This is a genomic window from Tenacibaculum adriaticum (assembly GCF_008124875.1).
Classification (GTDB): Bacteria; Bacteroidota; Bacteroidia; order Flavobacteriales; family Flavobacteriaceae; genus Polaribacter; species Polaribacter adriaticus.
In genome coordinates, this window is the sequence record NZ_VNIA01000002.1 from 709,494 (window position 1) to 723,784 (window position 14,291).

17 protein-coding genes are annotated in these 14,291 nt (G+C 30.8%); 13 read left to right on the forward strand and 4 right to left on the reverse strand.

Going from position 1 to position 14,291, the window contains the following annotated elements; translation table 11 throughout:
* Nucleotides 1–2: 2 nt before the first annotated feature.
* Nucleotides 3–173 carry a hypothetical protein gene (locus C7447_RS14785; protein WP_170245956.1) on the reverse strand — a complete coding sequence of 57 codons (171 nt, stop codon included), beginning with the start codon at nt 171–173 and terminating at the stop codon, nt 3–5.
* A gap of 214 nt (nt 174–387) precedes the next feature.
* Here C7447_RS14785 and C7447_RS08565 point away from each other — a divergent pair, with 214 nt between their 5' ends.
* The 6 genes from C7447_RS08565 (at nt 388) to C7447_RS08590 (ending at nt 3,473) form a co-directional block, all read left to right on the forward strand.
* Nucleotides 388–552: a DUF1328 domain-containing protein gene (locus C7447_RS08565; protein ID WP_148870079.1), complete on the forward strand. Its 165-nt coding sequence runs from the start codon at nt 388–390 to the stop codon at nt 550–552.
* Nucleotides 553–693: 141 nt separating this feature from the next.
* The gene (locus tag C7447_RS08570; RefSeq protein WP_148870080.1) at nt 694–1,305 is read left to right on the forward strand and encodes a hypothetical protein; all 612 of its coding nucleotides are present in this window, start codon (nt 694–696) and stop codon (nt 1,303–1,305) included.
* 90 nt (nt 1,306–1,395) lie between these two features.
* Nucleotides 1,396–1,899, forward strand: coding sequence for a Dps family protein (locus C7447_RS08575; RefSeq protein WP_148870081.1), 504 nt, complete (start codon nt 1,396–1,398; stop codon nt 1,897–1,899).
* A gap of 9 nt (nt 1,900–1,908) precedes the next feature.
* Complete coding sequence (locus tag C7447_RS08580) at nt 1,909–2,199, forward strand: 30S ribosomal protein S30 (protein ID WP_148870082.1); 291 nt, start codon at nt 1,909–1,911, stop codon at nt 2,197–2,199.
* 1 nt (nt 2,200) lies between these two features.
* A complete protein-coding gene (locus tag C7447_RS08585; RefSeq protein WP_148870083.1) occupies nt 2,201–3,091 on the forward strand; it encodes a mechanosensitive ion channel family protein in 891 nt (296 codons plus the stop codon).
* Nucleotides 3,092–3,239: 148 nt separating this feature from the next.
* Complete coding sequence (locus C7447_RS08590; protein ID WP_148870084.1) at nt 3,240–3,473, forward strand: uroporphyrinogen decarboxylase; 234 nt, start codon at nt 3,240–3,242, stop codon at nt 3,471–3,473.
* 76 nt (nt 3,474–3,549) lie between these two features.
* Here the strand turns inward: C7447_RS08590 and C7447_RS08595 are convergent, their stop codons facing one another.
* Nucleotides 3,550–4,725 carry a GlmU family protein gene (locus tag C7447_RS08595; protein WP_148870085.1) on the reverse strand — a complete coding sequence of 392 codons (1,176 nt, stop codon included), beginning with the start codon at nt 4,723–4,725 and terminating at the stop codon, nt 3,550–3,552.
* A 75-nt stretch (nt 4,726–4,800) separates the two neighbouring features.
* On the opposite strand from C7447_RS08595, the gene C7447_RS08600 reads away from it, so the two are divergent.
* The 5 genes from C7447_RS08600 to C7447_RS08615 all read left to right on the forward strand — a co-directional run bounded on the left by C7447_RS08600 (nt 4,801) and on the right by C7447_RS08615 (nt 7,075).
* On the forward strand, nt 4,801–5,190 hold the full coding sequence (locus C7447_RS08600) for a 6-phosphogluconate dehydrogenase (RefSeq protein ID WP_148870086.1): 390 nt from the start codon (nt 4,801–4,803) through the stop codon (nt 5,188–5,190).
* The gene (locus C7447_RS08605) at nt 5,180–5,737 is read left to right on the forward strand and encodes an acyl-CoA thioesterase (protein ID WP_148870087.1); all 558 of its coding nucleotides are present in this window, start codon (nt 5,180–5,182) and stop codon (nt 5,735–5,737) included. The genes C7447_RS08600 and C7447_RS08605 overlap by 11 nt, the downstream gene beginning before the upstream one ends.
* A complete protein-coding gene (locus C7447_RS14970) occupies nt 5,738–6,112 on the forward strand; it encodes a cyclase family protein (protein WP_246143047.1) in 375 nt (124 codons plus the stop codon). It begins immediately after the preceding gene.
* Between the two features lie 122 nt (nt 6,113–6,234).
* Nucleotides 6,235–6,429, forward strand: coding sequence for a cyclase family protein (locus C7447_RS14975; RefSeq protein ID WP_246143048.1), 195 nt, complete (start codon nt 6,235–6,237; stop codon nt 6,427–6,429).
* 61 nt (nt 6,430–6,490) lie between these two features.
* On the forward strand, nt 6,491–7,075 hold the full coding sequence (locus C7447_RS08615) for a redoxin domain-containing protein (protein WP_148870088.1): 585 nt from the start codon (nt 6,491–6,493) through the stop codon (nt 7,073–7,075).
* Between the two features lie 71 nt (nt 7,076–7,146).
* On the opposite strand, the gene carB is transcribed toward C7447_RS08615, so the two are convergent.
* On the reverse strand, nt 7,147–9,996 hold the full coding sequence (carB, locus tag C7447_RS08620; RefSeq protein ID WP_148870089.1) for a carbamoyl-phosphate synthase large subunit: 2,850 nt from the start codon (nt 9,994–9,996) through the stop codon (nt 7,147–7,149).
* Nucleotides 9,997–10,102: 106 nt separating this feature from the next.
* Nucleotides 10,103–10,264 (reverse strand): 50S ribosomal protein L34, encoded by a 162-nt coding sequence (rpmH, locus tag C7447_RS08625; protein WP_093871631.1) that lies wholly within the window; start codon nt 10,262–10,264, stop codon nt 10,103–10,105.
* 230 nt (nt 10,265–10,494) lie between these two features.
* Here rpmH and C7447_RS08630 point away from each other — a divergent pair, with 230 nt between their 5' ends.
* Together C7447_RS08630 and yidC are read left to right on the forward strand one after the other, a co-directional pair.
* Nucleotides 10,495–12,108, forward strand: coding sequence for a CTP synthase (locus tag C7447_RS08630; RefSeq protein WP_148870090.1), 1,614 nt, complete (start codon nt 10,495–10,497; stop codon nt 12,106–12,108).
* Between the two features lie 197 nt (nt 12,109–12,305).
* Entirely contained in the window at nt 12,306–14,189 is a 1,884-nt protein-coding gene (gene yidC / locus C7447_RS08635; protein ID WP_148870091.1) for a membrane protein insertase YidC, read from the forward strand.
* Nucleotides 14,190–14,291: the final 102 nt, after the last annotated feature.

A 14,291-nucleotide genomic window follows, 5' to 3' on the forward strand; every position in this document is an offset into this window, starting at 1 on the left:
AATTATAAAAAAGAAAAACCAGTAACCAAGACCATTATAATTCCTACTAATAATGCAGTTGCAACGATATAGAAACCTACTCTGGTTATTTGATTATTTTGAAAAATATAATTTTTATTCTTTTTTTTAGGGTTGTCTTTTACAACCTTAAACTCTTCTGGCCCTTGTTTCATAATATTATTTGTTTTTATATTCTAAACAAAATTATGTAGATACTTCTATCTCTATTAATTCATATCATTTTAATCTTTGCTCATTTCAAAAGCAAAAAATAAATTTTGTATTTGAGTTAAGATCATTTTTATATGAGCAAAAACAAACAGTAGTACTCCTCTAACTTTGTAGTGAAAACAAAAAAGAATTATTAACCATTTAAAACTATATATTATGTTACGTTGGACAATCACATTTGTTATAATTGCATTAATTGCCGGAATTTTAGGATTTTCAGGAATAGCTGGTGCAGCTGCAGGGTTTGCAAAAATTTTATTCTTTATCTTCTTAGTATTATTTGTAATCTCATTAATTAGAGGTGGAACTAAAAGAATTTAGGTACTGCATATAATTACAAAATACACAATAAAAGACGCTTTAAAGCGTCTTTTTTAATTTAAAACATGATATATAATCAAAAACAATAAATAATTCTTAAATGAGCAAAGACTAAAATGATATGAGCAAAACCTTTACGAAATGTCAACATACCTTTGTAGTGTAACACACGAAAAAGAATTATTAACCAATAAAATTTTAGAAACAATGAGAAATTTAATTTTAAGTGCAATAATGTTATCAGGTACTATGTTATGTGCACAAACAGACAAAATGGTAACTACCAAGGTAAAAAAAGAAACAAATGTTAGCGATAACGGTGTTATTTATAATACTAAAGTTAAAGTTGTAACAGAGAAAACAAAAAATACACAGTTTGACCCAGCTCAAAAACATCAATTAAATCAAGATAGAGTTGCATCTCCCGTCTCAGTAACAAAAACAGTTATGATTGATAATGATATGGATCCTTTTTACGATAAAACCACACAAATTAAATATTACAATTTTAAAGGTAAAAAATATGGTTTTCATGTAAACAAAAACAGCTTATTAATCACATATAGAGTAGACAACAAAGATATTAGTTCTGCAAGAGCTATTAAATCAAAGTATAACAATTACTATGTAATTAATGGTAAGGATTTTAATGGCGTAGGATACTTTAATAAAGATAATGATTTTGTTGTTGAATATTATGATCAAAAAACAGACGACACCGAAATTGCAGTTTTTGAAGATTTAAAACTTTAATAAACAACAAATTAACATATAAAAAAGGAGTAGCAAATAGTTACTCTTTTTTCTTGAATCTCATTATTATTAACTTATAAAACATACAAAATGAATTATTTAAACATACAAACAGAAGATATTTTACCAGTAGCAAAAGAATTAAATCAATTATTAGCAGACTATCACATATACTATCAAAAATTAAGAAATTTTCACTGGAATATTACGGGTGGTAATTTCTTTGAATTACACGATAAATTTGAAGAAATGTATGTAGACGCAAGAGCAAAAATTGATGAAATCGCAGAACGCATCTTAACCCTACAATATCACCCAATTAGCAGGTATAGTAGATATTTAAAAATTGCTACTATTTCAGAAGAAAGTCCTTTTCAAACAGATAAAGATATGGTTCATATTTTATTAGATGACCATAAAACCTTATTAAGACAAATGTCTTCTGTTATAAAAAAGGCGGAAGAAGCGAATGATGAAGGTACTGTTGATTTAATTGGCGGATACATAGGTGAATTAGAAAAAACAAGTTGGATGCTAAATGCTTGGACAAAAAGTACTGTTGAGCAGTTAAAAGAAGACATTGTTTTATCTTAAAAATAAAAAATGAATATAACTTTTGAATATGCTAATAGTAACTCTAGAGAATATCTAGAGTTACTTTCTATTAATAAATTACATAAGCTTAAAACCAAATATCCTTCACTAAAAAAAGCTGATTTCTTTTTTAAGATTGATAATGAAATTAAAACTTATAAATATTGTGGAATACGTTTAAGCACACCAAACTCTAGAATTTTTGCTTCCTCAAACAATCATAAATTCGACAAAGCAATTGAAGAAACAATTTGCAACTTAGAAGAATTACTTGAAAAAAATAATGAAACTAATAGCTAAAATGAATTTTAATAATACACTATATAAATTAAAAATATCAATACAACAGCATTGGGATAGTTTTATAAACCAAGTGCCAGATATAATAGTGTCTATACTAATTATTACCATTGGTTTTTTATTCTCAAATTTTATAGCAAACCTTTTTAGAAAAACAATTTCTTCTAAAACACAAGATCCATTAATGACTAATTTCTTAACAAAAGCAGTTAAATTAGGATTGATAATCTTGGTGGTAATGTTTGCTTTAAAAATTGCTGGTTTAGGTGGAATTGCAACCGGCTTGTTAACTGCTGCCGGTGCTTCAGCAGTTATAATTGGTTTTGCTTTTAAAGATGTTGGAGAGAATTTTATTTCTGGGGTTATTCTATCCTTCAATCGTCCTTTCGATGTTAATGATACCGTTATGATAGGTGATATTTTTGGCAGCGTAAAAACAATGGAATTTAGGTACACAAAACTAAAAACTTTTGATGGCAGGGATGTCTATATTCCAAATAGTGATATCATTAAAAAAGCAGTTTATAATTATACCGAAGATGGTTTTTATCGTTTAGATTTTATTGTTGGTATTGATTATGATGATAGTATCGACCTTGCTAAAAAAGTAATTATAGATACCGTTATAAAGACTTCTGGAGTTATAGACACAGAAGATCATCAATCTTTTGTAACAGTAGATTCATTGGGAGTTAGTACAGTAAACTTAAAAGTTATTTTTTGGACAAAAACTAAAGAATACAAACGCGGTGCCCTTGAAGTAAAAAGTGATGTAATAAGAAATGTTAAAAATGTAATTATAAAAAATGGTTTAAATATGCCAGCAGATATTACAGAAATAAAACTATATGGATCTCAAGACAGTATTCCAGTAACTATTAAGAATGGTTAAAGAATTAACAACACAACATAATACTGAATCTAGTATTTTAGTTAGCCCTATAAACTAACCACAAACACCCTACAAATCTATATTTATAAAGAAGAAATACTTTCTTTATTCGGAAGTGAAATTTGATAAAAAAAACTACTTTCGCGCCATGGATTTATCAACTATAACATTTACAGATTGGATAGGCTATTTAGCCTCAGTACTTCTTATCATTTCATTTATGATGAAGAATGTAAAAACCTTGAGAATTATTAATTCTTTTGGTTGTGCTGCATTTATTTATTACGGAATTTTATTAGGTAACGATCTACCTATTATTATCACCAACTTATTTATTGTACTATTCAATCTTTATTATTTATTTATTAAGAAAGATCAATAAATAAATTTACTTATTAAAAAACAAAAATCTCATTTAAAATTTTAAATGAGATTTTTTTATATTTTTTATAAAAAGCCTAATAATTTCGATATTGTTGCGTTGCTTCAAAAACATGTTCTAGAATCTTTTGCTCTATTTCATCATACTCAATACCTCTTCTTTTCATTACCACTTCATTTACTTCATTTACCTTATTCATTTTATATTCGGTAAATCCTGAAGCTCCTCCCCAACTAAAAGAAGGAACAAAGTTTCTTGGAAAACCAGAACCGAAAATATTTGAAGACACACCTATAACTGTACCTGTATTAAACATGGTATTAATTCCGCATTTAGAATGATCTCCCATCATTAAACCACAAAACTGTAAGCCTGTTTTAGCAAAACGCCCCGTTTCATAACTCCACAATTTCACTTCTGCATAATTATTTTTTAAGTTTGAATTATTTGTGTCTGCACCTAAATTACACCATTCTCCTAAAACTGAATTCCCTAAAAAACCATCATGCCCTTTGTTTGAATGTGCAAATAAAACAGAATTACTTACTTCTCCTCCTACTTTACAATACGGCCCCAGAGTTGTTGCTCCGTAAATTTTTGTTCCCATTTTTAATATTGAATTCTCACACATCGCAAAAGGGCCACGAACTACAGATCCTTCCATAATTTCAGCATCTTTACCTATATAAATTGGGCCTGTAGTAGCATTTAAGGTTGCAAATGTAAGCTTAGCTCCTTCTTCAATAAAAATATTTTCTTTTCCAATACATTGAACTGTATTTGGTATTGGTTGTGATTTCCTTCCTTCTGTTAGTAGCTCAAAATCTGCACGTAACGCTTTATCATTTAAAGAAAAAATATCCCATGTGTTTTTAACCTGAATTAAATCATCTTCAAATTCTATTTGTTTATAAATTTCAAAATCAACTTCTTCTTGTGTATCTGTAGTGTAAAATGCAATTACATCTTCTCCTTTAAAAATAGCTTCATTTTTACTTAATTTTTTCACCATTTCTACCAACTCGTTTGTCGGTAAATAAGACGCGTTTACTAAAATATTATCATCCATTTCTACCATCGGGTACTTATCTTCAAGATACTCTTCGGTAATCGTCGTTGTTGTTAATCCTAAATGTTTTTCCCATTTTTCACGAATAGTTAAAACTCCTATTCTAATATCTGCTACAGGACGTGTATATGTGAATGGTAGTAAGGCTTTTCTAACATTACTATCAAATAAAATATAATTCATTTCTTAACTTTTTTAAAGCAATACAAACTTACTATTTTCATTTTCAAGTAAAAATATAAATATTACTTTTGTTAAATGAAGAAAATTTTAGCCGTTATCCTACTTATTGTCTTACTCTTAGCAGGATCGTATTATGCCTTTATTTATTATGTTCCTTACAGCGAAGGTGTTAGATCTGGAGAGCTCATTAAAATTAGCCGAAAAGGTGTTTTAGTGAAAACTTGGGAAGGGGAAATTAGTCAAGGAATTTCAGGAGCCCAAATTTTTCAATTCTCTATTCAAGATAACCAGAAAGAAGCCATCCACGATTTACAAAAACTACAAGGTCGTTATGTTAAAGTAACCTATAAAGAAAGATATGGAAAATTCTTTTGGCTTGGAGACACTAAATATTTTGTAACTAAAGTAGAAGAAGAAAATTCGCCTCATTTTGGTGGTTCTAGATCTAGCGACAATGAAAAATAAGTATAAACACGTAGAAGAAACACGCATTACAATTTCCGAATTAATGCTCCCTTCATCTGCTAATTTTAGCGGAAAAATTCACGGGGGATATATCCTTCGACTAATGGATCAAATTGCTTTTGCTTGTGCATCTAAACACTCTGGAAAGTATTGCGTTACAGCATCGGTTGATACTGTTGATTTTTTAAACCCTATTGAAGTAGGTGAACTTGTAACTATGAAAGCGTCTATTAATTATGCTGGTAAAACTTCTATGGTTGTAGGTATTCGTGTAGAGGCAGAAAATATTAGAACTGGCGAAATAAAGCATTGTAATTCTTCATATTTTACCATGGTTGCTAAAGATGAAAAAGGGAAAAGCTGTTATGTTCCTGGAATTATTGTCGATGACGATTTAGAAGTTCGCCGTTTTTTGAAAGCTTTAAAGCGTATAGAAATGAAAAAGAACCGACAAGAAGAATTTGATAGTGAAGATTTTATGTCAGAAAATTACATAAAAGATTTAGAAAACTATAATGTGAAAATTGAATTGAAAAATTCTAAATAAATGGCTGAAATAATTGATTTGAGTCAAGAAATTTATGAAGGAATGCCTGTTTACAAAAGTCTTCCACAGGTAAAAATGTCCGTTCACAACACGCACGAAGAATGGAACAATATTAAAAACCCAACAACTTCGACTCCAGCAGTATATAAATTAGAGTTAGGGGAACATACAGGTACTCATGTTGATGCTCTCAATCATATGGCTCGTGAACACGAAGGAAAATCTATAGACACAATGCCTCTTTCTATGTTTTATACAGAAGGTATTTGTGTTGATTTTTCACATAAGAAATTTCAAGAATTAATTACTTCCGAAGATATACAAGAAGCACTTAAAAAAGACAATATCACCATAAAAAAAATGATACTGTTTTAATTTATACAGATCATTATAGAAAAGCATTTAACACAAAAGATTGAGGAAACGGGCCAGGAATAACAGCCGAATGTGCTCGTTGGCTAGGTAAATAGAATATCGCAGCTTTTGGAGTCGAAACTATGTCTCCTGGTGTTCCAGGAGTTTCCAACAAAGAAGTTCATCATATTTGTGGTGAATTAGGTTTCACTCATTATGAAAATATGATTAACCTTTATAAGTTAATTGGCAGAGGAAGATTCCGCTTTATCGGATTACCACTTAAAATAAGAGGCGGAACTGGGTCGCCAGTGAGAGCCGTTGCTATTTTCGAATAAAATTTAAGTTTCTTGTAAGGTATTTTCTTTTCGATGACTAAAACTGAAAATAAACTACATAATGAAATATTTACTATCTCTTACCTTAATTATTTTGGCTTTTCAATTTTCAAATGCACAAATTGCAAACTTAGCAGAAGAAATTTCTCCTTTATTAATTGGTGAAAAAATTCCAAACACCTCTGTTGTTTCCTCAAAAGGAGAAGAACTAAAAACTGACAAACTTTTTAACCAACAAAATACTGTATTAATTGTATATCGTGGAGGTTGGTGCCCGTATTGTAATCGTCAATTAGAAGGTTTAAGAACCATTGAAGATGATTTAATTAATTTAGGCTATCAAATTGTCGCTGTAAGTCCAGATGCAATTCCTGAAGTAGCAAATAAGTATTCTTCAAAATATCAATTAATCTCTGACGGATCTACAAAACTTATCCAAAACTTAGGAATAGCTTTTAAAGCTCCCACCAAATATGGTGATATGCTAAGCAAAGCTTCAAAAGGACAAAACAATTCAGTTTTACCAGCTCCTTCAGTATATATTATCAATAAAAAAAGTGAAATATTGTTTGAATATATAAGTCCTGATTATAAAAATAGAATTGATGAAAAACTATTATTAGCAGCAGCTAAAGCATTAAAATAGTTCCTTTATAAATGAATTCTTTAAAACAAAAAATCCGAAGTTTTCACTTCGGATTTTTTAATGTTATTTGATTATTTACTTAAATACATTTTTCTTCTTGAGTATAAATCGTAAAACTGGTCGTCTCGTAAGCTTTCTATAAACAAAATGCTCTCTCCAGTACTCTTCATTTCTGGTCCTAATTTCTTATTTACATTCGGAAATTTGTTAAATGAGAAAACAGGTTGTTTAATTGCAAAGCCTTCTAACTGCGGATTAAAAGTAAAGTCAGTTACTTTCTTCTCTCCTAACATCACTTTAGTAGCATAGTTTACATACGGCTCTTTATACGCTTTTGCAATAAACGGAACCGTACGAGATGCTCTTGGGTTTGCTTCAATGATATATACTTTATCATCTTTAATCGCAAACTGGATGTTAATCAACCCTACAGTTTTTAACGCTAAAGCAATTGTTTTGGTGTATTCTCTAATTTGCTCTAAAATTAACTCTCCTAAATTAAAGGGTGGCAAGGTTGCATTAGAATCTCCAGAGTGAATTCCACAAGGTTCGATATGCTCCATAATACCTATGATGTACACATTTTCACCATCGCAAATTGCGTCTGCTTCAGCTTCAATCGCTCCTTCTAAATAATGATCTAATAATAGTTGGTTTCCTGGCATTTGGCTTAATAAAGACACTACATGCTTTTCTAACTCTTCCTTATTAATAACAATCTTCATTCCTTGTCCTCCTAATACATACGATGGACGTACTAAAATAGGAAAATCTAACACCTCCGCTATTGCAGCAGCTTCATCTGCTGTTGTTGCAATATCAAATTGAGGGTAAGGAATATTATTTTCTTTTAATAAGTTAGAAAACAATCCTCTATCTTCTGCTAAATCTAATGCTTCATAACTTGTTCCTAAAATTTTTATACCATATCTAGATAATTTTTCAGCTAATTTTAAAGCAGTTTGCCCTCCTAACTGAACAATAACGCCTTCTGGTTTTTCATGTTTGATGATATCATAAATATGTTCCCAAAAAACTGGCTCAAAATATAATTTATCAGCAGTATCAAAATCGGTAGAAACCGTTTCTGGATTACAGTTAATCATAATCGTTTCATAACCACATTCTGCAGCTGCTAAAACCCCATGAACACAACAGTAATCAAACTCAATTCCTTGTCCAATTCTATTAGGTCCAGAGCCTAATACTATTATTTTTTTCTTGTCGCTTACAACGCTTTCATTATCTGTATAGCGTTTCCCGTTCACTTCCATATCACTTTCAAAAGTTGAATAGTAATACGGTGTTTTTGCTTCAAATTCGGCAGCACAGGTATCTACTAATTTGTAAACACGGTTAACTCCTAATTCTTCACGTTTATTATATACTTCACTTTCTAAACAACCTAACATATGTGCAATCTGACGATCTCCATATCCTTTTTGCTTCGCTTCTAATAACAACTCTCTATTTAAAGTGTCTATTTTAAAAGTAGCTATTTCATTTTTAAGCAAGTGTAATTCTTCATATTGCTTTAAAAACCACATGTCTATTTTTGTAATTTCGTGAATTCTACTCAATGGAATTCCCATTGCAATGGCATCATAAATAATAAATACACGATCCCAAGAAGCATTTGTTAACTTCTCTATAATTTCATCGTACTTTTTATTTTCTTTGCCATCTGCTCCCAGACCGTTACGCTTAATTTCTAATGATTGTGTTGCTTTGTGTAATGCTTCTTGGAACGAACGTCCAATTCCCATCACCTCACCAACAGATTTCATTTGCAATCCTAATGTGCGATCTGATCCTTCAAACTTGTCAAAGTTCCAACGTGGAATTTTTACAATTACATAATCTAAAGTAGGCTCAAATAAAGCTGACGTAGATTTTGTAATTTGGTTTTGTAATTCATCTAAATGATATCCCATGGCTAATTTAGCCGCTATTTTTGCAATTGGGTACCCTGTTGCTTTACTAGCTAATGCTGATGAACGAGATACACGTGGGTTGATTTCAATAGCAATAATCTCTTCTTTCTCATCTGGACTTACAGCAAACTGAACATTACATCCACCTGCAAAATCTCCAATACTACGCATCATATGGATAGCCATATCACGCATTTTTTGATATGTTTTATCACTTAAAGTCATTGCTGGAGCAACTGTGATAGAATCACCAGTATGAATTCCAATCGGATCCATATTTTCAATAGAACAAATAATAACCACATTATCATTTGAATCTCTCAACAACTCTAATTCGTATTCTTTCCAACCAATTAAAGCTTTATCAATCATTACTTCATGGATAGGCGAAACCTCTAAACCACGCGTTAATAATTCATCAAAATCTTCTTCTTTATATACAAAAGAAGCTCCTTCTCCACCTAAAGTGAAAGAAGCTCTAATAATTAATGGAAATCCAAATTCTTGAGCAATTTCTTTACCTTTTAAAAAAGAAGTAGCTGTTGCTTGTGGTGCCATTGGAATGCCAATGTCTAACATCAAGTGTCTAAACTTCTCACGATCTTCAGTTATATTAATCGCATCAATATCAACTCCAATAATTTCTACTCCAAAGTCTTTCCAAATTCCTTTTTCATCAGCTTCTATACATAAATTTAAAGCTGTTTGACCTCCCATAGTGGGTAAAACGGCATCAATTTGTGGATGTTCTTTTAATATTTGAATTATCGATTTTGTATTTAAAGGCAACAAGTAAACATGATCTGCCATTGATGGATCTGTCATGATTGTTGCTGGATTAGAATTGATTAAAACTGTTTCAATTCCATCTTCTCTAAGAGATCTTAACGCTTGTGTTCCTGAGTAATCAAATTCGCAGGCTTGACCAATAATAATAGGGCCAGAACCAATAATTAAAATCGACTTAAGGTCTTGTCTTTTAGGCATTTTTGTAATATATTGTGTTGTTAATTGTAAAAATAGTACTTATTAGGCATAAAAAAAGGTGTTACTAAAAAATAGTAACACCTTAAATATTAACAATTGTTAATCATTATTTCTTTGGTCTTGGAGCTGAAGATACTGTTAAGCTCTTTCTTCCTTTTGCTCTTCTTCTAGCTAATACTTTTCTACCATTAGCAGATGCCATTCTTTCTCTGAAACCGTGTTTGTTTCTTCTCTTTCTTTTCGATGGTTGGTACGTTCTTTTTGGCATTATCTATATCTTTAAAAATCTTCTTAAATATGTTTTTTGCTTTTATGAAATTTCGTCTGCTAAAAGCGTGGGCAAATATACAACAGTTTTTCTTTTTAGCAAATCCAAAAATTATTTTTTTTGAATTATTTTTTGAAATGCAAAATTAGTAATTATTTTCTAATGATTTTCTACTTTTTTATTTGCTGTAAATAACATACTTCTTACTTTTGCCCAAACCTAACAACACCATGAACAACACTAAATATGTTTTTGTAACAGGGGGCGTAACTTCATCTCTTGGTAAAGGAATTGTTGCCGCATCCTTAGCAAAACTACTACAAGAACGAGGCTATTCGGTTACGATTCAAAAACTAGACCCTTATATTAATATTGATCCAGGAACCCTAAACCCTTATGAACACGGTGAGTGTTATGTTACTGACGATGGGGCTGAAACAGATTTAGATTTAGGCCATTACGAGCGTTTTTTAAATATTCCTACCTCTCAAGCAAACAATGTTACTACTGGAAGAATTTATCAATCAGTAATAAACAAAGAGCGTAAAGGAGAGTTTTTAGGAAAAACCGTACAAGTAATTCCACATATTACAGATGAAATTAAACACCGAATCCAAATTTTAGGAAATACTGGTGAATTTGATATTGTAATAACTGAAATTGGAGGAACTGTAGGAGACATTGAATCGTTACCTTATGTGGAAGCTGTTAGACAATTACAGTGGGAATTAGGAGAAGAAAATGCAATTATTATTCATTTAACATTAGTTCCTTACCTCGCTGCAGCTGGTGAATTAAAAACAAAACCAACACAGCATTCTGTAAAAATGTTAATGCAAAGCGGTGTAGATCCAGATGTATTGGTTTGTAGAACGGAGCATGAGCTTTCCGATGACATTAAACGTAAATTAGCCTTATTTTGTAATGTTAAAAAGGAAAATGTAATTCAGTCTTTAGATGCTGAAACCATTTATGATGTTCCTAATTTAATGTTTAAGGAAGGCTTAGATCGTGTTGTTTTAGAAAAATTACAATTATCCACAGAAAAACAGCCTGCTCTAATCGAATGGAATGATTTTGTACAAAAACACAAAAATCCTAAAAATGAAATTGAAATAGGGTTAATCGGAAAATATGTTGAATTACACGATTCATATAAATCAATTACCGAAGCATTTATACATGCAGGTTCCTCTAACGAAACTAAAGTAAATGTACGCTGGATTCATTCTGAAGAATTAACTCCAGAAAATATTATAGAAAAACTTGAAGGTGTAAATGGGGTTTTAGTAGCTCCTGGATTTGGCGATCGTGGTATTGAAGGAAAGATTTCAGCAGTTCAATATGCTCGTGAAAATAATATTCCATTCTTTGGAATTTGTCTCGGAATGCAAATGGCTGTAATTGAATTTTCTCGTAATGTTTTAGGTTTAGAAAAAGCTAATTCTACTGAGATGAATAGAAAAACGCCTCATCCAGTTATCAATTTAATGGAGGAACAAAAAGAAGTTACAGAAAAAGGTGGAACCATGCGTTTAGGAGCTTGGGATTGTGAATTAACAGAAAATTCTAAAGTTTATGAAGCTTATAAAACGACTAAAATTAGTGAGCGTCACCGTCACAGATACGAATTTAACAACGACTACAAAGAACAAATAGAAAATGCAGGAATGAAAGCTACTGGAATAAATCCTGATACAGGATTGGTAGAAATTATTGAACTTCCATCGCACCCTTGGTTTGTAGGCGTTCAATATCACCCTGAATATAAAAGCACGGTGTTAAATCCGCATCCTTTATTTGTTAGTTTTATAAAAGCAGCTTTACAACAATCTAAAAAATAGTTTTATCAAACAATCCTGTAAGTATTTACAGGATTGTTTGATTTTATACAATTTATCTTGGAACGCTCTTTGAGTTACATAGCTCATCAAAATTAATAACAGTAAAATCAACTAAAATATATACGGTTTTACTACATTTGTCGGGTTTTCTCAGACAATTTTTGAGAAAATGACAAGTTGACATTTAACATATATCGATGGAACAAAAAAAATTTGACTTCAACTCGTTTATCGGGATGATTTTATTAGGTGGTATTATGCTTTGGTGGGTAAACACTCAAAAACCTAAAGTAGAACCAGAAGAAACTACAACAACCGAAGAAGTTACCGAGAATACAACTCCACAAAGTTCTTTAACAGAAAATACAGCAACAGTAGTAAACGATTCTTTACAACAAATTGAATTGCGTAATAAATTAGGAGCTTTTGCTCATAGCGCAATAAATGGAAAAGAAGGAGAAACAGTTATAGAAAATGGTTTATTACGATTAACCATTAACAATAAGGGTGGACAAATTACCAAAGCGTTAATTAAAAAATTTAAAACATACGACTCTTTACCTTTATATTTAGTAAAAGATAAAAATGCTTCTTTTAATATTAACTTCGGAACTTCTGATAACCGAATTTTAAATACACAAGATCTACTTTTCGAACCTAGTTTAACTAAAAACGGTGAAAACACAGTACTTTCTATGAAATTGAAAGTATCAGAAAACCAGTTTTTAGAATACCGATACGAAATTAAACCAAAAGACTATCGTGTAGATTTTGCTGTCCGTTCTCAAGGTTTAAATAATGTAATTAATGGTTCTCAACAAATTAATTTAGATTGGAACTTAAAAGCTTTTCGCAATGAAAAAAGTATGCGTACAGAAAATATGTATACCTATTATTACTACAAAGCAGATGATGATGTTGAATATTTAAAAATGACAGATGATGATGTTGTTAGCGACATAGATTGGATAGCTTTCAAACAGCATTTTTTCTCTTCTGTATTAATGAGTGACACTCCTTTTAATGAAGCTAAATTAAAATCAGTTGATTTTCTTGGGGAAGATAAAGACACCGTATTTACTAAAACTTATGGATTAAAAACACCTTTGGCATTAACTAACGGTGAATTAAACTATAATATGAAATGGTTTTTCGGACCAACAAACTACAACTTGTTAAGCACATATGAAAAAACTAATTTAGATGAAATTGCAGATTTAGGTTGGGGAATTTTCGGAACATTAAATAGATATGTTTTTTATCCTGTATTCAACTTCTTAAAAGGATTTATTGGTAACTATGGTTTCATCATAATTTTAATGACAATTGTCGTTAAATTATTATTATCCCCTGTTTTATACAAATCGTATTCATCAAGTGCTAAGATGAAAGTGATTCGTCCAGAAATGGAAGAAATTAATAAAAAATATCCTGGAAAAGAAAATGCGATGAAGCGTCAACAAGAAGTGATGGCAGTTCAACGAAAAGCCGGTGTTAGCATGATGTCGGGTTGTATCCCTGCCCTATTACAGATGCCTGTTTTCTTTGCATTATTCAAATTTTTCCCAACAAATATTGACTTTAGACAGAAAGCTTTTTTATGGGCAAATGATTTATCGTCTTACGATACTATTTTTAAACTTCCTTTTAAAATTCCTTTTTATGGAGATCACGTAAGTTTATTCCCAATTTTAGCTTCGGTTGCTATTTTCTTTTACATGAAGATGAATCAAAGTCAACAAATGAACATGCAGGCACCACCACAAGAAGGAATGCCAGACATGAGCCAAATGATGAAGTATATGATTTACTTCTCTCCTATTATGATGTTATTCTTCTTTAACAACTATGCAAGTGGATTAAGTTTATATTATTTTATTTCAAACTTATTAACGATTGTTATTATGTTGGTGATTAAAAACTACGTAATTGACGAAGATAAAATTCATGCTCAAATTCAAGAAAACAAGAAAAAACCTGTTAAAACTAGTAAGTTTAGACAACGTCTAGATGCAGCTATGAAACAAGCGCAAGAACAACAGGAAATTCAAAAAAAGTCTACCAAAAATAAAAAGAAATAAAATCTTATTATTTCACAATTAAAAAGGCCGCAATAGCGGTCTTTTTCTTTAACAGACTTTTAACACAGGTGCATTAAACCTTTATAGAACTTCGTGGTCTTA